Annotated in this window: 25 protein-coding genes; 22 read left to right on the top strand and 3 right to left on the bottom strand. The window is 69.5% G+C overall.

Translation table 11 applies throughout. The annotated features are described in order from the left end of the window. Positions 1 to 3 precede the first annotated feature (3 nt). From HWX87_RS27120 to HWX87_RS27100, 5 genes are all read left to right on the top strand, one after another. A complete protein-coding gene (locus HWX87_RS27120; RefSeq protein WP_244137771.1) occupies positions 4 to 501 on the top strand; it encodes a GspH/FimT family pseudopilin in 498 nt (165 codons plus the stop codon). Positions 502 to 684: 183 nt separating this feature from the next. Continuing rightward, positions 685 to 1,431, top strand: a complete 747-nt coding sequence (locus HWX87_RS27115) for a secretin and TonB N-terminal domain-containing protein (protein WP_176050154.1) — start codon at positions 685 to 687, stop codon at positions 1,429 to 1,431. Between the two features lie 6 nt (positions 1,432 to 1,437). Further along, positions 1,438 to 1,986, top strand: coding sequence for an RNA polymerase sigma factor (locus tag HWX87_RS27110; protein WP_176050153.1), 549 nt, complete (start codon positions 1,438 to 1,440; stop codon positions 1,984 to 1,986). Between the two features lie 11 nt (positions 1,987 to 1,997). Then, positions 1,998 to 2,993 (top strand): FecR domain-containing protein, encoded by a 996-nt coding sequence (locus HWX87_RS27105; RefSeq protein ID WP_176050152.1) that lies wholly within the window; start codon positions 1,998 to 2,000, stop codon positions 2,991 to 2,993. 259 nt (positions 2,994 to 3,252) lie between these two features. Then, positions 3,253 to 3,513 (top strand): DUF4880 domain-containing protein, encoded by a 261-nt coding sequence (locus tag HWX87_RS27100; protein ID WP_176050151.1) that lies wholly within the window; start codon positions 3,253 to 3,255, stop codon positions 3,511 to 3,513. A gap of 156 nt (positions 3,514 to 3,669) precedes the next feature. Here HWX87_RS27100 and HWX87_RS27095 read toward each other — a convergent pair whose 3' ends face one another. Beyond that, positions 3,670 to 4,482, bottom strand: coding sequence for a hypothetical protein (locus HWX87_RS27095; protein ID WP_176050150.1), 813 nt, complete (start codon positions 4,480 to 4,482; stop codon positions 3,670 to 3,672). A gap of 158 nt (positions 4,483 to 4,640) precedes the next feature. Between HWX87_RS27095 and HWX87_RS27090 the strand changes: the two genes are divergently transcribed. After that, on the top strand, positions 4,641 to 6,284 hold the full coding sequence (locus tag HWX87_RS27090; protein WP_176050149.1) for a transposase: 1,644 nt from the start codon (positions 4,641 to 4,643) through the stop codon (positions 6,282 to 6,284). A 67-nt stretch (positions 6,285 to 6,351) separates the two neighbouring features. On the opposite strand, the gene gspK is transcribed toward HWX87_RS27090, so the two are convergent. Then, complete coding sequence (gspK, locus tag HWX87_RS27085; protein WP_176050148.1) at positions 6,352 to 7,347, bottom strand: type II secretion system minor pseudopilin GspK; 996 nt, start codon at positions 7,345 to 7,347, stop codon at positions 6,352 to 6,354. Between the two features lie 32 nt (positions 7,348 to 7,379). After that, complete coding sequence (locus HWX87_RS27080) at positions 7,380 to 7,943, bottom strand: hypothetical protein (RefSeq protein WP_176050147.1); 564 nt, start codon at positions 7,941 to 7,943, stop codon at positions 7,380 to 7,382. A gap of 607 nt (positions 7,944 to 8,550) precedes the next feature. Between HWX87_RS27080 and HWX87_RS27075 the strand changes: the two genes are divergently transcribed. The 16 genes from HWX87_RS27075 (at position 8,551) to tecA (ending at position 23,662) form a co-directional block, all read left to right on the top strand. Next, entirely contained in the window at positions 8,551 to 9,723 is a 1,173-nt protein-coding gene (locus HWX87_RS27075) for a TIGR03032 family protein (RefSeq protein WP_176050146.1), read from the top strand. Beyond that, positions 9,723 to 10,370, top strand: a complete 648-nt coding sequence (gene cysC, locus HWX87_RS27070) for an adenylyl-sulfate kinase (RefSeq protein WP_244137770.1) — start codon at positions 9,723 to 9,725, stop codon at positions 10,368 to 10,370. Before HWX87_RS27075 ends, cysC begins: the two co-directional genes overlap by 1 nt. Before the next feature lie 150 nt (positions 10,371 to 10,520). Then, the gene (locus HWX87_RS27065) at positions 10,521 to 12,173 is read left to right on the top strand and encodes a ShlB/FhaC/HecB family hemolysin secretion/activation protein (RefSeq protein ID WP_244137769.1); all 1,653 of its coding nucleotides are present in this window, start codon (positions 10,521 to 10,523) and stop codon (positions 12,171 to 12,173) included. A 67-nt stretch (positions 12,174 to 12,240) separates the two neighbouring features. Continuing rightward, on the top strand, positions 12,241 to 14,046 hold the full coding sequence (locus tag HWX87_RS27060) for a MotA/TolQ/ExbB proton channel family protein (protein WP_176050144.1): 1,806 nt from the start codon (positions 12,241 to 12,243) through the stop codon (positions 14,044 to 14,046). A gap of 28 nt (positions 14,047 to 14,074) precedes the next feature. Beyond that, the gene (locus HWX87_RS27055; protein WP_027780971.1) at positions 14,075 to 14,485 is read left to right on the top strand and encodes a biopolymer transporter ExbD; all 411 of its coding nucleotides are present in this window, start codon (positions 14,075 to 14,077) and stop codon (positions 14,483 to 14,485) included. Positions 14,486 to 14,489: 4 nt separating this feature from the next. Beyond that, positions 14,490 to 15,188: an energy transducer TonB gene (locus HWX87_RS27050; protein ID WP_176050143.1), complete on the top strand. Its 699-nt coding sequence runs from the start codon at positions 14,490 to 14,492 to the stop codon at positions 15,186 to 15,188. Positions 15,189 to 15,280: 92 nt separating this feature from the next. Then, on the top strand, positions 15,281 to 17,092 hold the full coding sequence (locus HWX87_RS27045) for a putative porin (protein ID WP_176050142.1): 1,812 nt from the start codon (positions 15,281 to 15,283) through the stop codon (positions 17,090 to 17,092). A 12-nt stretch (positions 17,093 to 17,104) separates the two neighbouring features. After that, positions 17,105 to 17,776 carry a hypothetical protein gene (locus HWX87_RS27040; RefSeq protein WP_176050141.1) on the top strand — a complete coding sequence of 224 codons (672 nt, stop codon included), beginning with the start codon at positions 17,105 to 17,107 and terminating at the stop codon, positions 17,774 to 17,776. A gap of 59 nt (positions 17,777 to 17,835) precedes the next feature. Further along, positions 17,836 to 18,423 (top strand): YbjN domain-containing protein, encoded by a 588-nt coding sequence (locus HWX87_RS27035; RefSeq protein ID WP_176050140.1) that lies wholly within the window; start codon positions 17,836 to 17,838, stop codon positions 18,421 to 18,423. Then, positions 18,420 to 18,839 (top strand): hypothetical protein, encoded by a 420-nt coding sequence (locus HWX87_RS27030; RefSeq protein ID WP_244137767.1) that lies wholly within the window; start codon positions 18,420 to 18,422, stop codon positions 18,837 to 18,839. The genes HWX87_RS27035 and HWX87_RS27030 overlap by 4 nt, the downstream gene beginning before the upstream one ends. Positions 18,840 to 18,885: 46 nt before the next feature. Then, positions 18,886 to 19,776 carry a peptidylprolyl isomerase gene (locus HWX87_RS27025; RefSeq protein WP_176050139.1) on the top strand — a complete coding sequence of 297 codons (891 nt, stop codon included), beginning with the start codon at positions 18,886 to 18,888 and terminating at the stop codon, positions 19,774 to 19,776. Positions 19,777 to 19,784: 8 nt separating this feature from the next. After that, positions 19,785 to 20,627 (top strand): hypothetical protein, encoded by an 843-nt coding sequence (locus tag HWX87_RS27020; RefSeq protein WP_176050138.1) that lies wholly within the window; start codon positions 19,785 to 19,787, stop codon positions 20,625 to 20,627. A gap of 51 nt (positions 20,628 to 20,678) precedes the next feature. Beyond that, complete coding sequence (locus tag HWX87_RS27015) at positions 20,679 to 21,044, top strand: hypothetical protein (protein ID WP_176050137.1); 366 nt, start codon at positions 20,679 to 20,681, stop codon at positions 21,042 to 21,044. Between the two features lie 76 nt (positions 21,045 to 21,120). Continuing rightward, a complete protein-coding gene (locus tag HWX87_RS27010) occupies positions 21,121 to 22,548 on the top strand; it encodes a Do family serine endopeptidase (RefSeq protein ID WP_176050136.1) in 1,428 nt (475 codons plus the stop codon). A gap of 46 nt (positions 22,549 to 22,594) precedes the next feature. Further along, positions 22,595 to 23,083: a YbaB/EbfC family DNA-binding protein gene (locus HWX87_RS27005; protein WP_176050135.1), complete on the top strand. Its 489-nt coding sequence runs from the start codon at positions 22,595 to 22,597 to the stop codon at positions 23,081 to 23,083. A 99-nt stretch (positions 23,084 to 23,182) separates the two neighbouring features. Beyond that, positions 23,183 to 23,662, top strand: coding sequence for a type 6 secretion system effector deamidase TecA (tecA, locus tag HWX87_RS27000; RefSeq protein WP_176050134.1), 480 nt, complete (start codon positions 23,183 to 23,185; stop codon positions 23,660 to 23,662). Positions 23,663 to 23,819 lie beyond the last annotated feature (157 nt).

The following is a 23,819-nucleotide window of genomic DNA, read 5'->3' as shown; positions in this document are numbered from 1 at the left end:
CCCATGAAACGCACGAACATGCGGCTGCGATCACGTCGATATCGTCAATCCGGCTTCACGCTGCTGGAGATGCTCGTCGTGCTCGTGATCGTCGGGCTGCTGGTCGCGGTCGTGACGCTCGCGCCGTCGCGCAATCGCCGCACCGATCTGGCGGAGGAGGCGCAACGCCTGGCGAACCTGCTCGAATCGGCTGGCGACGAAGCACAGGTGCGCTCGATGCCGATCGCATGGCAGCCGGTCGGCGGCGGCTATCGCTTTGTGCAGCGCACCGAAAGCGGCGGCTGGGCGCCGATGACGGACGACCTGTACCGCGCACGCCGCTGGGGCACGGCGGTAACGGGCGTGTCGGTGCGCTACACCGGCGGCGGCGAAGTGCCGTCGCGCGTGGTGCTCGGCAGTGAAAGCATCGACGTGCCCGTGACGATCACGCTGTGGTCGGGCGACGTGCGAATGGCCGTCGTCGGCACGGGCATCGGCAACTTCGTCGTACGCCGGCCGTGAGCGACGCGTGGCACCGGGCGTGAACACGCTGCGCGCACGCGCCGCGATTGAATCGCGCCGCTGCACGCTTCACCTGACTGTCACAGTGCCCGCTCACAATCTGTCGTTCGCTTGCGACGGAGCCGCTCACGGGGGCACGCGCTTCGGCACGCAGCGTGCAACTCCACTTCCGTCCAGGGATTCATGACTCGTTCACGGGCGCCGACCGGTGTCCTGGCGCTCGTCGCGTGGCTCGCGTTCGTCGTGCTGTGCATGCGCGGCGTGCACGCGCAGGAGACCGGTTCCATCGGCCGCCAGCCGGGCAGCGCGGTGCATTTCGATCTGCCCGCGCAGCCGCTCGCGAAGACCTTGCAGGACTTCGCGCGGCTCACCGAGCTGATCGTGCTGGCGCCGGCGCCGCTGCTCGACGGGCGCACGAGTGCGCCGGTACAGGGCGACTTCGCGCCGCGCGACGCGCTCGAGCGGATGCTGGCCGGAACGGGGTTGCGTGCGGAATTCTCGCGTCCGGACGAAGCGATCATCGTCGCGCAGCCGGCCGGCGAGACGCCGCCCGCGACGGCCGACACGCCGGCGGATGCGGCGTTGCCGATCGACGGGATCGGCGATTCAGGCGATCGGCGCGCGTTTGCGGGCCTGCTGCAGGCGCGTCTGATCGATGCGCTGTGCGCGCAGCCGGCGGCGGTGCCGGGCAGCTATCGACTCGTCGCGCAGGTGCGCATCGACAACAGGGGGGCGGTGGTGGCGGTCAACATGGTGGCATCGAGCGGTTCGGCCGCCCGCGACGCGGCGGTGATGCGCGCGCTGCGCGCGCTGAAGCTGGACGATGGGCCGCCGGCGGACCTGCCGCAGCCGGTCACGATCCTGTTGCGGCCGGCCGGCAACGGCGTGCATTTCCGTTGCCCGGCGCCGCAGCCGGCCGTGCGGGGCTAGGCCGCCATGTCCGACAGCAACCGCTCCGGGCTCCGCAATCTGCTGGCGACGCGCTACGCGTACCTGGTCAGGCGGCTCGAACGCGTGACGGGATCGAAGGACGGCGCCGCCGATGCGCTGCACGAAACCTGGCTGCGCCTCGAGAACGCGAACGTCTCCACGCAGGTGACGAACGCGGACGCCTATATACTCGGGATGGCGAACAATGTCGCGATCGACCAGCATCGCCGCGAACGGCGGCATCTGCACGACGACGATGTCGAGACGCTGCTCGAGATGCCCGACGAAGTGGCCGATCCCGAGCGCATCGTCGCGGCGCGCCGCAAGGTCGAGACCCTGAAGGACGTGCTGCGCGGCCTGCCGCCGCGGCGTCGCGCGATCCTGCTGGCCGCCCGCGTGGACGGCCTGCTGAACCGCGAGATCGCCGAGCATTTCGGCATATCGCTGCGGCTCGTCGAAAGCGAGCTGAGCGCGGCGATGAAGTACTGCCTGCAGCGCATGCAGGAAGACGGTGATCCGTACACGGGCACGCGAGGCGGCCCGCGCAAATTTTGAGCACCCGGACGATGACGAAAGCCCAGGCCCAACCTGCCCACGACGAACTCGACGAAGCGAGCGCGTGGCTGCTGCGTCTGCGCTCGGGAGAAGCGAGCCAGGCTGAAGCCGACGCGTTCGAGCGCTGGTGTGCCGATCGTCCGCAAGCCGCCGATCTGCTGCGCGGCACCTGGAGTTCGCTGCGCACGGCGGCGACCGAGCTTGCGCACGAGGAGCGGGCGGCCGCCGCCTGGGCAAACGTTGCAAAGCGCGAGCGCACGATGCGCACCGGACGGCGCGCGTTCATCGGTTTCGCGGTCGCGGCCGGCGCGTCGTGGCTCGCGGTACGCCCGCCGATGCAGCTGTGGCCGTCGCTCGGTGACATCGCGGCCGATTACCACACGGGCACCGGCGAGCAGCGCAGCGTCGCGCTGTCGTCGCGCGTGACGGTCGAGTTGAATACGCAGACGCGTCTCGACGTGCTGCCCGCGAGCGATGCCGCACACGGCGTCGAAGTCGTCGCGGGGGAGGCCGAGATCGACGCGGTCGCGCCGCCGGCCGGCCGCGCGACGCCGATCCAGCCCGTCACGGTGGTGGCGGGCGGCGGCCGCATGCAGGCGACCGTCGCGCGCTTCAACGTGCGGCGCACGGGCACGCAGGTTTGCGTGACCTGCCTGTCCGGCACGGTCGCGCTCCAGCATCCGCGCGGCGCGCGCACGCTGAACGCCGACGATCAGGTCGTCTACGACGATCGCGGCGTGCAGCCGGTGTCGCGGATCGATCCGGGCGCCGTCAGCGCGTGGCGGCGCGGCATGCTGGTGTTCAACGGCGTGCCGCTGTCGGACGTCGTCGACGAGATCAACCGCTACCGGCGCGGCAAGGTCATCCTGCGCAGCGCGTCGCTCGGCGCGAACCGGATGCAGGCGCAGTTCCCGATCACGCGGCTCGACGACGTGATCGACATGGTCGGCCGCCTGTACGGCGCGCACATCACGCGCCTGCCCGGCAACATCGTGCTGCTGAGCTGACGCGGTTTCCCGCGTCTTCCGCTTCCTTTCCTCGTGTCTCCGCCAGGCGGCCCGTTCGCCTGCTTTTGGGCTGCCCGCGCTGCGGGTTACGGCCCTTCGATACGACTTTATCCATGAGGGCCGGCAAACGCCGGGCCGTCTTCGATGACGGCCCGGCGGGGCGTCGTCGGACCCGAGGCATGGGTGGCAAGCGCCCCGGCCGCGGCGATGTGCGGTGCGGGGAAGGTGTGTCGAATGAGCTTCGGGCGGTGGCGTGATCATGAACGAATCGCAACGGGAATCGGATTCCGGCGACGCGAATACGCGCGCCGATGCGATCCGCGAGGGCGCGGTGCGCTGGCTGCTGTGGCTGCGCGCCGGCGACACGACTGAACAGGAACTCGACGCTTTCGGGCGCTGGCGCGCGCAGAGCGACGAGCATGCGCGCACGGTCCGCGAGCTGATCTGGATGTGGGCCGTGCTGGAGACGGTCGGCCGCCAGGAGCCAGGCGAGCCGGGCGGGTCGACGCACACGCATTGACGGGGCGGGCGCTGTCCGGGCACCTGCGCCGCAAGAAAGTCTGCGGGTTAGGCGGGCCTGCTTCGACCTTGTATATGAGAGGGCGAGGGGGCCGTGCAGAGGGGCCGAGAGGCGGAGACCGGGACCGGGAGCCTGAACGGGCTCCCGGATCACCGCTCACGCACGGTGGCCGGCGCGTGCGCCGTTCCAGGCGGCGTCGAGCGGGTCGCCGGCGTCGCGCAGCGGCTCGCGCAGAAAGGGAAAGCGTTCGACGAACGGTGCGGATTCTTGCAGGGCCACGATATGGTTGACCATCCATTGCAGCAGTTCGCCGCCGTGCCGGACCTGTTCCGGGCGCCAGTCCGGCATCGTCGAGAAGAGCGCGGAGAAGCCGCTCCAGCGCGACGGACGGTCGTTGTCGCCGGGACGGAAATAGGTGTTCATCGCGACGTCGTCCCCCTCGGTCAGCGCGCCGACGAACAGCCCGTGCGGCGTCGGGACGCCGATTTGCTGCCAGCCTTCCGCAAGCGCGAGCGAACGCATCACGCGCGCCGCGACGAACGCGATACGCGTCTCATGTTCGATTTCCGCCAGCGACATCACGCCGTTGCGCTGCATGCAGCGCGCGACCGCGTGCGGCCGGATCACGTTCGACGCGAAGCTGCGCAGCACGAGGTCGGGCACCGTCAACTGCAGCTGGAATTCGCGCAGGCCGTGCTCGGCGCTCATCGTCGAGAAGTTGACGAACAGCCCTTCGGCGCGGCCGAGCGCGCCGACGTACGGCTCGAGCCCGAGGCGCGCAAGCTTTGGCGCGATCTGGCGCTCGAGCAGCCGCAGCAGGTTGCGGCGGTTGCGCACGCCCGTGAAATCGTCGATACCGCGCGTGACGACGTCGCTGATCTCCCAGCGGCGCTCGTCGGCGACGAGCCGCGGAGAGCCGCTCAGGTCGAACCGGGCGCGGCCGTGCGCCACGCGGGGATCTACGTACATGCCGGTGCCTCGTGCATCGATTGCGGGCGGACCGCCGCGACGGCGCGGCGTCGCGCGGATCGGGTCGCCCACGATGCTGCGGTGTCGCCGGCGCTCCGTCAAGTGCGGACGCCGTTGCGACGGCACGTGCGATCAACCAGACAGTGTGGGGTAACCCGATGATGCGCACGATCGTGGAACGCTTTGTCGAGCAGAGCCCGGTGACGATCATGGCGCGGCTCGTGCTGCAATGCGCGCTGCACGACGACTGGGTCGGCGCCGCGGCGGACGCCGGCGACGAACCCGATGGCGAGTCGATCCGCGAGGCGCTGTTTGCCGTCGCCGTCGACGCGATCGCGGCGATTGCCGCGTGGCAGCGGATGCCGGATGCCGCCGGGGCAGCCGGGGCAGTCGCGCCGGGGTTGGCCGCGGCCGTGACGGCGCTGCACGATTGCATGAGCCGGTGGCGCTCCGGCTGGGGGCGCGCGCTGGCCAGGGACAGCGTCGACCTGCTGCTGCCGGTCGCATTGGTGCGCAGCGTCGACGGTGCGCGCGCGGTCGACGGGATGCGGCTGCGCGTGCTGGACGGGTTCGGCGAGGCTTGCGCGCCGCGGGCCGACGGTTGCGACTGCGGGCGCGCGTGCGACGATCCCGCCCGCGATGCGGCGGCGGGCGGTGCACGCGTGCTGCCGGTCTACGATCCGGATCTCGGGATGATCGTCGACTTGCTGCCTTGCGAGCGCGGCCGGTCGCACGAGCGTGCATTCGTCGGCGCGCTGCTCGAAACGGTTCGGCCCGGCGAGCTGTGGATCGTCGACGGGCGTTTCGATACGGACGCGATCCTGTCCGGCTGGCCGCGCCGCGGCGGCGCGTTCGTGCTGCGCGAATACGGCCGCTCGGCCGCATGGCGGCCGCTTGGCGACTGGCGCGAGGCCGGCGCGTTCGGCGACGGTCGCATTCGTGAACAATCCGTCGGGATGGCCGGCGAAGGCGGTGTGTCGGGCGCATTTCGGCGAATCGAATGGCACCGTGCGGAGGCGCCCGGCGACATCGTCACGCTGCTGACCGATCTGCCGGCCGAGCGGTTCGACGCGCCGCAGGTCGTGGCGCTGTCGTGCCGGCGCTGGCGTGACGCGTTGCCGCTGGCGCTCGAGTCCGTCACGGGCGGCGCGCCGTTCGGCGCGGTGCCCGCGCGTGCGGCGCTGCTGGCGAGCGGGATCATGGCGTTCGCATACAACGCGTTCAGCGTGATGACACGCGTCGTCGGCGGCGCGCTCGATCTCGACGCGCGCGACGCCGAGCGCCTGCCGTCGCTGATCGCCGACGGCGTGGCAGCCACCTACGCAGGCATGATGATCGCGCTGCCGCCGGACTGGTGGGCGCGTTACGACCAGTTGCCGGCGACGACGCTCGGGCAGATCGTGCACATGCTCGCCGTGCACGTCGACCCGCGCAGCGAGCGGCGCCGGCGCCGGGACAACCGGCTGTCCGCGAAGTCGCAGGCGTTGCTGCGCGCGGCGACGCTCGAGCGCCTGATGCACGACGACGGCGACGATCCGGCCGCGAACGTGTTCAGCCTGCGCACGATCGCGATGGCGACGCGCGACTTCAGCAGCAATCCGTCGAAGGCGCTGCGGCACGCGGGCGAGGCGCTCGTGATGGTCACCAAGTACAACCGGCCGATCGCGCTGCTGGTGTCGATCGACGACTGGAACCGGCTGCTCGGCGAAGTGCGCGAGACGAGCTTCACGCGGCTGTCGTTCGATGCGGCGGCGTCGCAGGGGCTGCGTCCGGTGACATTGAGCGAATCGTCGCTGAATTAGCGGGGGCCGGTCGCACGTCGCCGGCCCGGTTCGCAGTTCACCGCGCCGGCACGTGCCGCATCCGGCTTCAACTCGTCAGCCGCCGCACCCAGATGACCGACGTCCACGCGAAATTGCCGCTGCCGTAGCGGGCGATCAGCGTGTCGATGCGCGCGTTGATCCGCGCCGAATGCACGCGGCAATGCACGATGAAGTAGCCGCTGTTCACGCCGACGGCCGAGCCGTCCGGCAGCGTCGGGTTGCCGCCCTGCGCGGGCAGCAGGTATTCGGCGATGTCGCCGGTGCTGACGAAGTAGGCGGTCGCGCGCCGGTCGACGAGCCGCTTGGCCTGGCTCGCCGACAGCGTCGGAATCGCCGCGACGAGCACGGGCTCGGCTGCGGTGTTCGCGTTGACGACGGTCAGGTCGGGCAGGATCGTCACGAACGGCGCGAGCGTGTCGATCGCATGCGCGTCGTAGCCGGGAATGCGCGCGAGATCCTCGACCGACACGAGCTGCAGCGGCCAGCCGCCCGGGCCGTTCGCGTCGCGCAGCGAGCGCAGCATGTAGTCGGCCGTCGGTTGCGCGAGCGCGGGATCGAGTGACAGCTGGACGAGCAGGCGCCGGTAGGCCAGCACGCCTTCGCCGCTGGACTGCCACGGTTTGCCGGGCGCGACGCGTGACACGAGGTTCATCAGGTTGAAGCGCGCCTGCGCGTCCTCGACGCTGCCCGAGATCCACGCGCGCGACAGCTCCGCGTTGACCGCCAGCGCGTCGGACGGCAGCAGGTCCGAGAGCTGCACGTCGGCGACCGGAGCCGACCACGGCTGGCCGGCGAACGTGACGTTCGACGTCGCGCTTTGCGCGCGCAGCGTCGCGCGTGCCCACTCGACCGCGGCGCGCTCGATCCACATCGTCTGCGTCGCGAGCCGCTGGTTCTCGACGTCGCGCGTCGCGACCTGCTGGCGCCACAGCACGCTGGCCGCGAGCGTGGCCGCCAGCGCGACGACGAGCAGCACCGTCACGATCGCGATGCCGCGCTCGCGTCGTGCATGTGCCGTCCTTCCTGCCCTGTATCGATGCATCCGCGTGCCCCCGCAGTGTCGGCGCGGCGCGCTCACACGTCGAACGCCAGCCACGCATGCGCGATGCTCGCATGCGCAGATGACGTGACGCCGAACAGCGCGGCGAGCCCCGCGACCCAGCACGCGAGCGTCGCGGGACGCATGCCGTCGGCCGCAAGCGGGCCGACGAGGCCGGCGATCGCATGCGAGCGCCACAGCAGCAGCACGAACAGCGTGCAGCCGACGATCATCGCGATCGCGAACATGTGCGCTGCAACCGCCGGGCGCCGCGTGAACGGCGCGCGGTGATGCCGCTGGTTCGTCGCGACGATCGCGACCCCGTTTGCGACGGGCACGATCGCCATCGCGAGCGCCCAGAACAGTGGCTGGTCGCTCGACGGATTGATCAGCAGCAGCGTACCGATCATCCAGATCGGCGGCGCGAGCAGCGTGAGCACGGACCACGACAGCAGCTGCCACGCGAGCCACGGCGTGCGCCAGCGCAGCGGCGGATTCGACGCGGCATGAGCGGCGCGCGGCCGCAACGGGCCCGGCATTCCGGCGGCGCCGGACAACCGCCCGGCGAGCCACCGTACGAGCATCGTGGCGAATGACATGGAGTGTCCTGTCGTTGACGTGTTCTGTTCTCAATAGCTAGGACGAAGCGGGTGGCCGCAAGCCGCAGGATTTCGTACGCGCTTGCGGTCTGCCGTGCCGCGCGCCGCGAGGCCGCGGTGCGGCGGTGCCGCGTAAACGGTCCCGACGATCGCGTGCCGTGTTTCGCGCGTGTTTCGTGAATATCTTCAGTGGAATGTCACAAAAACTTCCCGGTTGAAACCGGAGGATTGTCGGGCCGCACGCTGGCCCGTCGCGGTTTAGCGCGCGGGCCGCTGAAGCGCCGCCCGTCGGCCAGGCAACGACACGTACACGAAACGGGGGCCACGCAAGGTCATGCGCCGCGTCTCGCGAGTCTCGCGCGAGGGGCGGCCGCGCGCATTGCAGGCCGCTTGCGTCGACCGCTTGCCCCTGCCGGCGGATCGGCCGGCGTCACGCAAAAAACATTGCGGCAATCCGCGCTTCGTTCCGTCTAGGTAGGTGGGAGCTGCGACTTGGTGCGCCGTACGCGGCACTGTTCGCGATCGACGCGCGTGCGTCGGGCCAGCGGGCGGGAGTACGCAAACGCGCGCATTTTTTCTCATCAGGCGGCGTGAAGCCGACAGGTGCATGACAGTGGAACAGTTCGAGGAAACCCGGCCGGCGGATGAAAGCGGCGCGCCGACTGACGATGCATCGGCGCGGCAGGCGGAAGCGCTGTCGCCGGTCATCAACCTGCGCGACACCGGGCGCTTCCTGCAGGTGCTCGAGGCGCTCAAGTGCTCGCTGGCCGTGAGCCGCCGCCCGTCCGGCGTGGCCGTGATCGGTGTCGACGACGGCGTGCCGACGCTGTCCGCGTGCCTGTTGCCGCGCTCGATGGGGATGGCCGTGTCGGGCAACCGGCTCGCGGTCGCGACGATGCACGAGCTGATGGTGTTCGCCAACGTGTCGACGCTCGCGCCGCACTATCCGGCCCGGCCCGATCACTACGACGCGATGTTCGTGCCGCGCATGGCCTACTACACCGGCGATCTCGACCTGCACGACATGGCGTTCGACAAGCACGTGCTGCTCGCGGTCAACACGCGCTATTCGTGCATCAGCGTGATCGACGGCTATTTCAATTTCACGCCGATCTGGCAGCCGCCGTTCGTGACGGAGACCAGGCCGGACGATCGCTGCCACCTGAACGGCATGGCGTTCGCCGACGGCAAGGTGCGGTTCGCGACCGCGCTCGGCATGAGCAACGAGCCGTTCGGCTGGCGGAGCGGGATGGCAAGCAGCGGCATCGTGATGGAGGTGCCGTCCGGCCGGATCGTCGCATCGGGGCTGTCGATGCCGCATTCGCCGCGCGTGATCGGCGGGCGCTTGCATGTGCTCGAAGGCGGCCGCGGCCACGTGCTGCAGATCGATCCGCAGTCCGGCGCGCGGCGCGTGTTCGCGAAGCTGCCGGGCTTTACGCACGGTCTCGCCGAGTACGGTGGCGTGCTGTTCGTCGGGCTGTCGAAGCTGCGCGACAAACGCGGTCCGCAGGGGTTGCCGATCGAAAGCGAATCGGATGTGCTGGTCGCGGGCGTTGCCGCGCTCGACGCGAACACCGGCGACGTGCTCGGCATCCTGCAGTTCTTCAACGGTGTCGACGAGATCTTCGACGTGCAGGTGATCCCGAACGTGCGGCGTGCTGAAATCCTGAGCCCGAATCAATGGGCCGAGACGCCTTCGATCGTGACGATGCAGGGCGGCTTCTGGCAGACGCGCCCGCGCGAGGACGACGAACCGGCGAAGGCGGGGGAGCGCGCGTGATGAAAATCGATCGTTGCGGGTTTCCGAACGTCGTTTCGTCCTTATCGGTAGACGTGGCTCGCGCAGGGCGGAGCGCATCGCCGCAGCGGGCCGGCGGGGTGTTGTGGCTCACGGGGTTGTCGGGCGCGGGCAAGACGACGCTGGCCGACGCGGTGGCGGCGCGACTGCGCGACCGGCGCGTGCATCCGGTGGTGCTCGACGGCGACCGGTTGCGGACGGGGCTGAATCGGGATCTCGGTTTTACGGTGCAGGATCGCTTCGAGAACGTGCGACGCATCGCCGAAGTCGCGGCGCTGACGAGCGAATCCGGTGCGCTGGCGATCGTCGCGGTCATTTCGCCGCTTGCGGCGATGCGCGATGCGGCGAGAGCAATCGTGGGGCCGGCATTCCGTGAAGTGTATGTGAGCACGCCGCTGGCCTGCTGCGAGACGCGGGATCCGAAAGGGCTGTATGCGAAGGCGCGGTGCGGTGCGCTGCCGGAATTCACGGGCGTTTCGGCGCCGTACGAACCGCCGGTGGAAGCCGATCTCACGATCGATACCGGGTGCGTGTCGCTCGCGGCGTGCGTCGATACGCTGTTGCAGTTCGCTGCGACGCAGTTCGGTTTCGAGGCCGATGCGCAGGCGGCGCTGACGCGTCACGGCTGAGTTCGGATCGACGGCATAAGAAGCATTGCGCAGCTCATGATAAGGATGGCGAATCAATCGTCATCAAAGTGAAACAGGCAACTGATAGCGGGGCGAGCGGCGGGTGCAGCGCGCAACGCTTCGATCCGGAACAACAAAGGGGAATGGCGCATGCCGCCGAGAGTAGACCGCAAGTCACGCGAACGATGGCGGCTGAATTGCCGATGCCTGGCTGGTGCCGTGCTGGCCGGAGGGTTGAGCGTCGCGCCGGGCATTCATGCGCAGGAAGCCGCGCCTGCCGTGAAGGCGGCGCCGGCCGCACCGCAGTCGTTCGACGTGAATGCCTTCGTGGTGCGCGGCAACACGACGTTGCCGACGCTCGAGATCGAGAAGGCCGTGTATCCGTTCGAAGGGCCGGGGCGCACGCTCGCCGACGTGAACGCGGCGCGCGATGCGTTGCAGAAGGCGTACCAGGATCGCGGCTACCAGTCGGTCGTCGTCGAGCTGCCGCAGCAGCAGGTGAAGAACGGCGTGATCCTGCTGCAGGTGACCGAGGCGAAGGTCGGGCGCTTGCGCGTCGATGGCGCGAAATACAACTCGCCGCAGAACATCCGCGATGCGGTGCCGGCGCTCGCCGAAGGCCAGGTGCCCGATTTCAACCAGGCGCAGCAGCAACTCACCGACCTGAACCGCTCGGCCGACCGGCAGGTTATACCGGTGCTGAAGCCGGGCGCGCTGCCGCAGACGGTCGACGTCGACCTGAAGGTCGACGATCACAGCCCGCTGCACGGCTCGCTCGAACTGAACAACGACAACAGCCCCGGCACGTCGACGCTGCGTACGACCGCGAGCCTCAGCTATTCGAATCTCTGGCAGCTCGGCCACGTGATTTCCGGCACCTACGTGATCGCGCCGCAGCATCCGAACGATGCGCGTGTCTACGCGTTCTCGTATCTCGCGCCGATCAAGGATTCGCGCTGGAGCTTCCTCGCGACGGTCGTGCATTCGGACAGCAACGTCGCGTCGGTCGGCAACACCAACGTGCTCGGCAAGGGCACCACGTACGGCTTCACGGCGATCTATTCGCTGCCGGCCACTGAAACCTACGCGCACTCGGTCAGCATCGAGATCGATCGCAAGCATTACGACGAAGACGTGTCGCTGCCGGGCCAGGGCGGCTCGACGGCGCCGCTCACCTACGTGCCGGTCACGCTGTCCTACAACGGCCAGTTGAGCCTGAAGAATTCGCAGACCTCGTTCTCCGCGTCGTTGACGACGAACATTCGCGGCCTCGGCAGCGACTGGGGCGCATGGGACAACAAGCGCTACAACGCGACGCCCGATTTCGTGTACGGCAAGTTCGACGTGAACCACACGCAGCGCTTCGCGAACGACATGCAGGCCAACGCGCACGTGAACGCACAGATCTCGAACTCGCCGCTCGTGTCGAGCGAGCAGTTCGCCGCGGGCGGGATGAACAGCGTGCGCGGCTACATGCAGGCCGAGAACACGGCCGACAGTGGCGTGATCGCATCGCTCGAGCTGCGTAGCCCGTCGCTTGCGAAGTGGCTTGGCGGCGCAGTCGGCAGCCGCCTGAACGAGTGGCGCTTCCACGCATTTTTCGACGCGGCGCACCTGTGGCTGTTGAGCCCGCTGCCGGAGCAGACGTCGCGCTTCAACCTGATGAGCGTCGGCGTCGGCACGCGGGTGCAGCTCATGAAGTACGCGAGCGCGGATTTCGAGGCCGGCTGGCCGTTGAAGGCGGGTGTCTATACGCGGCAATACAGCCCGCGGTTCGATTTCTACGTGAGGCTGGGGTTCTGACGGATTTTTTTTGATCGTGGCGGGGCGATGCGACGAGCGCGGCGCCCGCACATTCGGGGAGTGGATCGTGAAGCGAGTCTTGTTTTTCCTGTTGGCGGTGATGCTCGGCGTGCTGCCCGGCATCGCGAACGCGTGGTGGCAGAACGACTGGTCGTACCGGAAGTCGATCACGATCGACGCGAGCCCGAAAGGCGCGAACCTCGCGGAGTCGGCCGGCCGCGTGCCGCTGCTGATCCGCCTGCATTCCGGCAACTTCCAGTTCGACGGGCTGGCCGACAACGGCGCGGACATCCGCTTCGTCGCCGCCGACGACAAGACGCCGCTGAATTTCCACGTCGAGCAATACGATCCCGTGCTCGGCGTCGCCCTGATCTGGGTCGACGTGCCGAAGATGCCGGCCGGCGCCGCGGAGTCGATCTGGATGTACTACGGCAACAAGAAGGCGCCGGACGGCGGCCGGCCGGCCGAAACGTTCGATGCCGACTACACGCTCGTCTACCACTTCAACGGCGCGGCCGGCGCGCCGCCGAAGGATGCGACCGCGTACGGCAACCACGCGCAGAACGCGTCGTTCCGCACGGTCGAGGACGGCATCGTCGGCAAGGGTGCGCGGTTCGACGGCACGGGCTCGCTGACGTTGCCGGCGAGCGCATCGTTGAATGTGCCGGCCGGCGGCAGCTTCACGTTCAGTGCATGGGTGAAGCCGTCGGCGCTGGCGGCGAACACGCTGCTGTACAGCCGCCGCGACAGCGCGAACGCGTTGCTGATCGGCCTCGACAACGGCGTGCCGTTCGCGGAAGTCGACGGCGCGGCCAACAATCCCGCGCCGGTGCGCACGCCGGCCGCCCCGCCGGTCGCCGCGAACCAGTGGACCTACCTCGCCGTCACGGCCGACGGCAAGAACCTGACCGTCTACGTGAACGGCAAGCAGGCCGCGCAGGTCGCGGCGACGCTGCCCGCGCTGACCGGCGCGGCGACGATCGGCGCGGACGCCAGCGGCGCGCCGGCCGGGTTCGCCGCGTATGCGGGCGCGCTCGATGAACTGCGCCTGTCGAAGATCGCACGCTCGCCGGCCGCCATCGCCGTCGATGCGCTCGCGCAGGGTTCGGAATCGAAGCTCGTCGCGTACGGTGCCGACGAGAAGCAGTCGGGCTTCGGCTTCGGCTACTTCGGCGTGATCGTGCAGTCGGTGACCGTCGACGCGTGGGTCGTGATCGCGATCCTGCTCGGCATGGCGCTCGTGTCGTGGATCGTGATGTGGACCAAGGCGCGCTACGTCGGCACCGTCGACAAGGCGAACCAGTATTTCGTGCAGCGCTTTCGCGAAGTGGCCGGGCGTCACCTGGTCGGTCTCGCGCATGTCGACGAAGCGAGCGCCGACGGCCGCCGGCTGTACCAGTCGTCGCTGTACCGGCTGTACAAGGCCGGCGTGCACGAGATCCACAGCCGCGTGGACGGCAACGGTCGCACGGTGATCACGTCCGAATCGATCGAGGCGATCCGCGCGTCGATGGACGCGACGCTCGTGCGCGAGAACCAGCGGCTGTCGAAATCGATGGTGCTGCTGACGATCGCGATCTCGGGCGGCCCGTTCCTCGGCCTGCTCGGCACGGTGGTCGGCGTGATGATCACGTTCGCGGCGATCGCGGCGGCCGGCGACGTGAACGTCAACGCGATCGCGCCGGGTATCGCGGCCGCGCTGCTCGCCACGGTCACGGGCCTGTTCGTCGCGATCCCCGCGCTGTTCGGCTACAACTACCTGCTGATCCGCAACAAGAACGTGACGGCGAACATGCAGGTGTTCGTCGACGAATTCGTCACGCGCCTCGCCGAAGCGCACCGCTCGCCCGATCACGCCGTACTGGCCGACTGAGCGCATCGAACGCACGCTGGAGACCACCATGCAGGTTCAGGACGACGACAAGCCGTACGACGACATCAACATCACACCGATGCTCGACCTCGCGTACGTGCTGCTGATCATCTTCATCATCATGACGACCGCGTCGGTGCAGGGCATCAAGGTCGACCTGCCGAAGGCGAGCTCGTCAGCGAGTCTGGCGAAGCCGAAGACGAAGGCGATCACGGTGGCCGATTCGGGGCAGGTGTTCCTCGACGCGTACCCGGTGACGATGGACGAACTCGAAAGCCGGCTGCGCACCGAGAAGGCGACCAATCCGGAATTCCCGATCGTGCTGAAGGGCGACGCGGCCGTGCAGTACCAGAAAGTCATGGACGTGCTCGACCTGCTGCGCCGCCTCGACCTGTCGCAGGTCGGGCTCGTGACCGGCAAGGCGAAGCAGGGCGGCTGACGCGATGGAAATGACCTATAACGGCGGCCCGCCGCAGAAAGGCCCCGGCCGCTTCGTGAAGCCGGTGGCGATCGCGCTCGTGCTCGCGGGGCTGGCCGCGCTGATCTGGCATTTCGCCGGCGATACCGCGGGCGTGAAGCGCGTGAGCGCGCCGCAGGTGACGACGGTGATCCCGTTGCCGCCGCCCCCGCCGCCGCCGCAACAGAAGCCGCCGCCCGAGAAGGTGAAGGAGGAGGTCAAGACGCCGGTCGACCGGCCGACGATCGCGCCGAAACCGTCCGAGGCGCCGAAGCCGTCGGACAACCAGCCGAAGCAGATGACGATGAATGCCGATGCGCAGGCCGGCACCGACAGCTTCGGCATCGGCGCGGGCGACGGCTCGGGAATGGTCGGTAGCGGCGGGGGCGGCAAGTTCGGCAATGCGAGCTACGCGCAATACATGGTGTATCTGCTGCAGCGCGCGATCGAACAGGACAAGGGCGTGCAGGAGGCGGGCGGCGCGCGCTTCGCGGGCAGCCTGAACCTGTGGATGGATGCGTCGGGGCGGATCACGAAGGTGACGATCGCGCAGTCGACCGGCGACGCGAAGATCGACACGGCTGTCGTCGCGGCAGTGGAAGCGCTCGGCAGGGTCGATGAAGTCCCGCCGCCGGCGACGTCGTATCCGGTGCTCGTCAAGCTCCAGGGCCGCAAGCCGGCATGACGATGCGCGAGAGAGACCACGAAAGAATCATGGGGCAGCGCCGTTGCACGGATGCTGCCGGAAAAGAAACGAAAATTGTTCGGAGTGCTTCGATGATTCGGAAGATGAACGGACGGGGTGGGGTGCCCCGCAATGGCGTGCCGGCCACGCGCCTGTCGCGTGTCGGCGCGGCGGTGCTGACGCTCGGGCTGACGTGCGCGTCCGCCGCGCACGGGCAGTCGCTCGAGGCGCAGGCGGCATCGGGGAAGGCCGCGCCGACGGAAAGTGTGGTGATCAACCTGATCAACCTGCTCGTGAAGCGCGGCGTGCTCACGCAGCAGAACGCGAACGAGCTGATCAGCGAGGCGCGCTCGGAAGCCGTGCAGGCGAGGTCGGCGCGCGCGTCGGGCGCACCGGTCGTGGCGGGCGGCGTGGTCAACCCGCCGACGCAGCCGGGCGACGTTGCGGTGCCGTACGTGCCGCAGCTCGTGCGCGACCAGATCCGCGACCAGGTGAAGCAGGAAGTGATCGCGCAGGCGAAGGCCGAGAACTGGGCGCAGCCGAACACGTTCCCCGACTGGGTGTCGCGCATCAAGCTCGACGGCGACATGCGCGTGCGCGACGAATACCACTTCTACGGCAGTCGCAACGCGAACAACGTGACGAACTTCGCGGCGATCAACCAGGGCGGCGGGTTCGACATCAATTCGAACACCAACACGACGCAGCTGCCGACGCAGAACACCACGCAGAACCGCAACAACCTGCTGCGCTACCGCGCGCGGCTCGGCGTGACGGCGACGCTGTCCGACGACATGATCGCCGGCCTCCAGCTCGCGAGCGGCAACGACAACGGCCCCGTTTCCACGACGGGAACGGCCGGGGGCGGCTGGGGGAAGAAGAACATCTGGCTGAACAAGGCGTTCTTCGCGTACCGGCCGACGTCGTGGCTGAACCTGACGGCCGGCCGTTTCGACAATCCGTTCTTCAAGTCGGATCTCGTGTTCTCCGACGACCTGATGATGGACGGGCTGGCCGCGAACCTGCGCCACGCGCTGCCGTGGAATCCGGACGTCACGCTGTTCGGCACGCTCGGCGTGTTCCCGATCCAGTACACGAGCGAGAACTTCCCGTCGAACAGCACCGAGAAGGCCGGCAGCGACACGAAGTGGATGTTCGGCGCGCAGTTCGGCGCGGACTGGAAGATCGACGCGAAGAACCGGCTGCGCGGCGCGGTCGCGTACTACGACTTCCAGAACATGCGCGGCACGCTGTCGTCGCCATGCGCGCTGTATCTCGGCGCGACGAGCTGCAGCACCGACAACGAAGCGCCCACGTTCATGCAGGGCGGCAACACGCTGATCGCGTTGCGCAACATCGTGCAGAACCCGAACCTCGCGCCGGGGATGACGCCGCAGCCGCAGCTCTTCGGGCTCGCGTACAACTACCGGCTGCTCGACCTGAAGGCGCAGTGGGACACGGTGGTGGCCGACCGCTTCAAGCTGCGCCTCGACGGCGAATACGTGCGCAACCTCGCATACAACGACAACAAGGCGTTCGCGGCGGCGTCGCTGCCGGTCAACAACTACGAATCGACGTCGGTGAACGCGACGCGCGCCGACTACCGCAGCGGCCCGAACGGCTTCCTGGCGAAAGCGACGATCGGCGAGCCGGAGCCGCGCGAGAAGGGCCAGTGGAATTTCTCGATCGCCTACAAGTACCTGCAGCCGGACGCGGTGCTCGACGCGTTCAACGATCCCGACTTCCATCTCGGCGGCACCAATGCGCGCGGCTACGTGATCGGCGCCGCGTATGCGGTCGCACGCGACACGTGGGTGTCGGCCCGCTACCTGAGCTCGAAGGAAGTGTACGGGCCGCCGGTGTCGATCGACGTGCTGCAGATCGAGCTCAATGCTCGCTTCTGACCGGAGCCGCGAATGAACACGACCACTCGCACGATGCTGGCGGCCGCCGTGGCCGGCGCGCTGCTGTTCGCGGCCGGCGGCGCGCACGCGCAGAGCATCGAGGACAAGCTGCGCAGCCAGTTGCGATCGACCGTGCAGGAGCTGCGCCAGCTGCAGGACAGCCAGGCGCAGTTGCAGGGCGACAAGGCGGCGGCCGAGAAGCAGCGCGACGACGCGCTCGCGCAACTGAAGGCGATGCAGGGGCAACTGGCTGCTGCGCGCGGCGACTCGGGCGCCGAGGCGGCCGCGAAGCGCGCGCTCGCGCAGGAGCGCGCGGGCCGCGAGCAGGACGCGAAGTCGCTGGCGAAATACAAGTCGTCCTATGAAGACCTGCTTGCCGTGTCGCGCGCCCGCGATGCGCAGCACACGCAACTGCAGAAGGACGCGGCCGCGCGTGACACGCAACTGAAAACCTGCCAGGCACACAATGCCGAGCTGTATCGCGTGGGGCACGAGATTCTCGACGCGTACGAGCACGTCGGGATCGGCACGTTCTTCTCGTCGCGGCAGCCGTTCGCGCAGTCGGCGCGCGTGAAGTACGACGATCTCGCGCAACGCTACGGCGACGCGCTGTATGCGGGCAAGTACGACCCGGCCGCACGGCCGGCCGCCGCGGCACCGGCGTCGGCCGCGAGCGCACCGTGAGCGCGCGGCCTGACATCTCATTGAAATCCATCGATTCGTCGAATACGGGGAAGACCGACATGCAAGACAAGCAACCGAACGCCGGCGACGAACGCGCGGCACACGATGCGCCGATCGAAGCGATCAGCGCCGACCGCCTGGCCGACGTGCTGCGCCGCGCGGGCTACCGCGTGACGGCGGCCGAGCAGAACGGCACGGTGCAGCTGATGAGCGCGAGCCAGGGCATCGGCTTCGCGGTGCGCTTCGGCAATCCGGCCGTGGCGCTCGTGCCGCAGGGTGCCGACGCACAGCTCGCCGCGCTGCCGTACATCGATTACACGCTGTCGTGCGTGCTGCAGGTGCAGGGCGAGCTGCCGGTCGAACTCGTCGCGGACTGGAACCGCACCAAGCGCTTCGCGCGTCTCGCGAGCCACGGGCAGTTTCTCGCGCTGGAGATGGACGTCGTCGTCGCGGGCGGCGTGTCCGAACGCTACCTGCGTTCGACGATCGAGCTGTGGGACCGGCTGATCCAGGAATTCCTGCTGCACCTGCGCAATCGTCCCGCGATGGCCGAGCAGGAGGCGGCGGCGCGTGCGGCAGCGGGCGAACGGCACGGCGAATCGGCCACTGCCGCAGCGGCCGGGATCGAGGCGGCCGCGCAATCGTGATCGTCGCGCGCCGGATCGGCGCCGCGCTGCGCGCGTGGCTGCCGGGCCGCACGCGATCCGGTGCGATGGCCGGGCGCGATGCGCCCGCCGCCTGGGGCGCATATGCACAGCACGTGGCGCGGTGGTTGCAGATGGTGCTCGACGGCGACGATGCCGCCGCGAGCCGCCTGCGTGCCGACGTCGAGCGCTGGGCCGACGCGCTGGCCGACGCCGGCGACGACGGGCCCGTGCTGCCGGTGCGTGCGTGGCTCGACCGGCGCGGGCGGGTGACGCGCGTGGACAGCGCGGCGGCCGGGCCGGCGACGCTCGACGCCGCACTGGACGCCGCGCTCGTCGGCAGGGCGGTCGGCATCGCGCCGCCGCGCGGGATGGCGCAACCGCTCGTCCTGCGCGTGGCACTGACGGGCGCGTGCTGATGCGCCGTCCGCATTTCAAAAGAGCAATCCAGAGGACAGTCGAACGATGATGACGAAGATCAAGATGCGGGCGATGGTGGCAGGCTGTCTCGTGCTGGGTGCGCCGTTCGTGGCGCACGCCCAGGACGACGTGATCGCGAACGCCGCGCAGGCGTCGGTGACGCAGGCCGACTTCGCGGCGCTGTTGAAGACGGTGAGCCCGGAAGGGCGCGAGCGCCTCGCGGCCGATCCGGCGGCGCTGGACCAGGCCGTGCGCTCGACGCTCGCGCAGAAGGCCGTGCTGGCCGAGGCGAAAGCGAAGGGCTGGGACAAGCAGGCGCAGGTGCAGGCGGCCGTCGAGCAGGCGCAGCGCGAGATCGTCGTGCGCAGCTATCTGGCGTCGGTGAGCGCGCCGGCGGCCGATTACCCGTCGGACGCGGAGCTTGAGTCCGCGTATGACAAGAACCGCGCGGCGTTCACGGCGCCGCGCGCGCTCCACGTCGCGCAGATCTACATCGCGGTGCCGCCGAACGCGGACGCCGCGACGCTCGACAAGGCGCGCAAGCAGGCGGCCGATCTCGCGAGCCGCGCACGCAGCGGCGATTTCGCGGCGTTGGCGAAGGCGAATTCGCAGGACAAGGCGAGCGCCGCGAACGGCGGCGATCTCGGCTTCGTGCCCGATCAGCTGATGGTGCCGGCGGTCCGGCAGGCGGCCGACGCGCTGAAGCCGGGCCAGGTCTCCGCGCCGATCCAGACGCCGTCCGGCTTTCACGTCGTGAAGCTGATCGAGATACGCGCGGCCGCGCCGCGCCCGCTGGCCGACGTGAAGGAGCAATTGCGCGCGATGCTGCGCGCGCAGCGTACGCAGCAGAATGCACAGGCGTATCTCGCGAAGCTGGCGGCGAACGCGCCGATCAACGAAGACGCGCTGAAGAAAGCGCTCGCATCCGCCCGGTAGGCGCGCCCATGGCAACCGTCCGTTCGACGCCGCGCGTCGAGGCGCCCGACGCGCGTACGCCGGGGCGGCGTCGCGCGGCCGCCGCCGACCGTCCGCGCATGCCGAAGGCGAACCCGTGGCCGGGCCGGCCCGGCGAGTGGCCGACGCATTGCCCGCTGTGCTTCGGCGCGCTGGAGCCGTTGCCCGGCGCGGGCGGTTATGCGCGGCACCGGAGCGCACGATGTTCCGCGCAGTGCGTGCTCACGACGCGCCAGTATCAACCGGAGGAGCTGACGATACGCGGGTCGCGCGACGTGCAGGTCGCGGCCCGCCATCGCGAACGCTTCGTCGCGCAGTGGCCGCGCCATTACGCGCTGATGCGGCGCGCATGGCCCGCGCTGACGATCGGGCGCTTCATCGCGGTGATCGCATGCGTGGACGTCGCGGATCTCTGGTCGTACCGGATGTTGCGCGACGACGATCTCGCGGCCGTGCTGCTCGTGCTGGCCGGTTTCCTGCGCGTGCCGGAAGTGTCGGGCGCCGCCGCGTCGGGCGCCGCCGCGCCGGCCGACGACGTGCGCGCACCCACCGTGCGCTGGGTGCGGTTCTGGTTCGACGCGAGCGTGCGCGACGTCGGCGATCTGTGGACGGCCGGCAGCACCGCGCCGCCGCTGTTTCGCGTCGACTATCGCGAGCCGCTCGTCACGCCGTATCCGACCGGTGCGCAGGTGCACGCGTGGCAGCCGGTCGACGGGATGCGCGACGCGTGGACGCGGCAAGCGGATGCCCATGAACCGGCCGTCGACGCGGCCGAGCGCGCGGCGTTCGAGCGTTTCCTCGCGCGTGCGCCGGCGTGGGGCACGGGTGGGTGAGCGCGCGAGCACGGCCACGTAAGTGCGATGACATCACGGAAGGAGGCGCGGATGAAGATGCGACGAAACGGATTCGCTGCGATCGTCTGCCTGCTGCTGACGGCCGGCGCGCATGCGCAGGGTAGCCACGCAGCGGCGCCGGCCAGTCCCGGATCGGCGGCGAAGCCGGTGTGCGTCGATGCGGAAGTCGACGGCAAGCGCGCGCTGTCGTACGACTGCCTGAGCCAGCAACTGAAGCCGAAGGCCGAGCCGCAGGCAGGCGCATCGCAAACGGATTCGGAACGGTTGTCGAAGCAGCCGTCGAACCGTCTCGGCACGTTCAACCTGTCGACCGAGCGGAACCGCTTCGGCTCGAACTGGGGCCGGTCGATCACGCCGCAGCGGCCCGACGCGCCGGTCGCGGTGCCGCCGAAGTGATGCATGCCGTGAAGCACCCGGCGCGGGCATCGATGCGCGTGCGGCGTTCCGGCCGGAATCGACGAGGAGCAGCGACATGAAAGCGGGCAGGCAGACGGGCCGGGCGACGATGCTGCGGGTCATTGCGGGCGCGCTGGCGTTCGTATTCGCGTGCGCTTGTGCTTGTGCGGCGGCCCAGTCCGCCGAGCGGCCCGGGCAGGCCGGCGCGGCATCGCCGACCGTCGTGCTGCCCAACTTCGCCGCGCTGGTCCGGCGCGTCGGCCCGGCTGTCGTCAACATCAGCGTCACGCGCGAAGTCACGCAGATGGGCATCCAGCTGCCGCCCGGGATCGCGCCCGATCATCCGCTCGCGCCGTTTCTCGCGCGGCGCGTGATCGGCAACCGCGAGGAAGTGAGTCTCGGCTCCGGCTTCATCGTCAGTGCGGACGGCGTGATCCTGACCAACCGGCACGTGGTCGGCGACGCGGTCGCCATCGACGTGAAGCTGACCGACAAGCGGCAGTTCAAGGGGCGCGTGATCGGCAGCGATCCCGTGTCCGACGTCGCGGTGATTCGCATCGACGCGCACAACCTGCCCGTCGTCGCGACCGGCGACCCCGCGCACACGGAGGTGGGCGACTGGGTGATGGCGATCGGGTCGCCGTACGGGTTCGCGAACACCGTCACGCAGGGCATCGTCAGCGCGAAATCGCGTTCGTTGCCCGGCGAGCGCGCGATTCCGTTCATCCAGACCGACGTGCCGATCAATCCCGGCAATTCCGGCGGCCCGCTGTTCGACCTCGGCGGCCGCGTGATCGCGATCAACTCGATGATTTTCTCGAAGACGGGCGGCTACCAGGGGCTCGCGTTCGCGATTCCGATCGATATCGCGCTCGACGTGAAGGACCAGTTGCTGCGCACCGGCAAGGTCACGCGCGGCCGGCTCGGCGTCGCGTTGCAGGAAGTGAGCCAGGCGCTCGCGCGCTCGTTCGGCCTCGCGAGTCCGGACGGCGCGCTGATCACGATGGTCGAGCCGGATGGCCCGGCCGCGCACGCGGGCCTGCAGGCGGGCGACGTCGTGCGGGCAGTCGACGGCAAGCCGGTCGCCGAATCGGCCGACCTGCTCGGCACGGTCGCAGGCATGCGCGCCGGGCGCCAGGCCGACCTGCTCGTGTGGCGGGCGGGACGGCAGATGCACGTGATCGCGACGGTCGGCGCATTCGACAGCGGCACGGCATCGGCCGGCGGCGAACAGGGGCCCGCGCGGTTCGGGCTCGCGCTGCGCGCGGCGACCGAGCAGGAGCGCCAGCGGCTCGGCGTCGGCCAGGCGCTCGTCGTCGAACAGGCGAGCGGCCAGGCCGCGCGCGCGGGCTTGCAGCCCGGCGACGTCGTGCTGTCGGTCAACGGCACGCCGGTCGCGAGCATTGGCGCGCTGATGACAGAGATCGACGCCGCGCGCGGCAACGTCGCGCTGCTCGTTCAGCGCGGCGGCACGCGGCTGTATGTACCGATCGAGATCGGGTGAGCGGGCGCCGGCGGGCACCGTGCGGGTGATTGAAAACGGAGGCGGGATGAAACGAAGGCAGGACCGGGGCGCACGCGGATGGCTGCGGGGAATCGTCGTCGCGTGTGCGCTGGTCGCGGGGGCCGCGCCAGCCGTCGCGCAAACGGCCGACGTGCCGTCAGCGTGGCTCCGCTACGGCCAGCTCGCCGGGCAGCAGTTCCAGACGTGGCTCGAGGCGGACGGCGACGCGGCCGACCGGTTGCACCGGTATCTCGAAACGCGCGTGCTGAACGCACGTGCGGATGCGCCGCCGCCCGCGATTGTCGTGCGCGCGTGGATCGGCGCGAACGGCGCCGTCACGCGCGTCGAGTTCGCGTCGCTCGGCGATCCCGATGCGGACGCGACGCTGCGGCAACTGCTCACGGCCGGCCCGCTGGCGGAGCCGCCGCCGCCCGACATGCTGCAGCCGCTGCGTGTGCGCCTGCGGCTTGCGCCGAATCCCGACGCGCAGGCCGCCGCCCCGGCGGCGGCGTCAGCGGCGGCGCGCGCGCCATGACGCCCGGAGCCCGGTCGGCGTCGATCGATATCGTAATAAGATATGAGGTTATTGCGTTGGCGGGACGATAGTGTCCTGCTTCCTCACCAGGAGCTACCCATGCAACTGACCCAGTTAGGCGGGCATGTCGCCCAATCCGGCCTCGGCGAACGGCAAAAGCACGCGCAAGCGCTGATGTTCGGGATGGCGAACATCAACGAGTACGTATCCGGCGGTGTCTGCTATGACGCCGCAGCCTACGTCAGGTATCTGCTGCGCGCCGACGCGCTGATCGCGCCCGGTACGCTGCTCGACACGATCGGCCAGTTGTGGAAGCCGCGGTTCAACTTCGAGAGCGGCGACCAGTGGGACGGGCGCGCGAGCATTCCGGCCGGCACAGCGGTCGGCTTCTCCCGGAACGGCAACGTGTTTCATGCCGCGATCGCCGTCGGCGGCAGCCGGATCCGCGCGATCAACGGCGGCCTGCTGGGCAGCGGCTGGATGTATGCGGTCGATCTCGCGCGCGTGCTGGAGCGGGATCCGGCCGGCGGCTTCACGTACGACCGCGCGAATCTTCGCGTCTACCTGTCGCGCCTGTAGGCGATCCGGCGCGCCATGCCGGACACGGGCCGGCCGCGTCCTTCGGTCGTGCGGCCGCCTGCCCGCCGTTCGGCGATTTCCGCATGGCGTCGCGCTGCCCAACGCTGCTATCCTCTCGACCTTGAATGGCGCTGCATGGCGGCGCGGATGCGCATGC

Origin of the sequence: Burkholderia sp. BCC1644, from assembly GCF_902833225.1 — a bacterium.
Classification (GTDB): domain Bacteria; phylum Pseudomonadota; class Gammaproteobacteria; order Burkholderiales; family Burkholderiaceae; genus Burkholderia.
The sequence above is the reverse complement of the archived record's forward strand: the minus strand, read 5'-3'. Positions and strand labels throughout refer to the sequence as shown.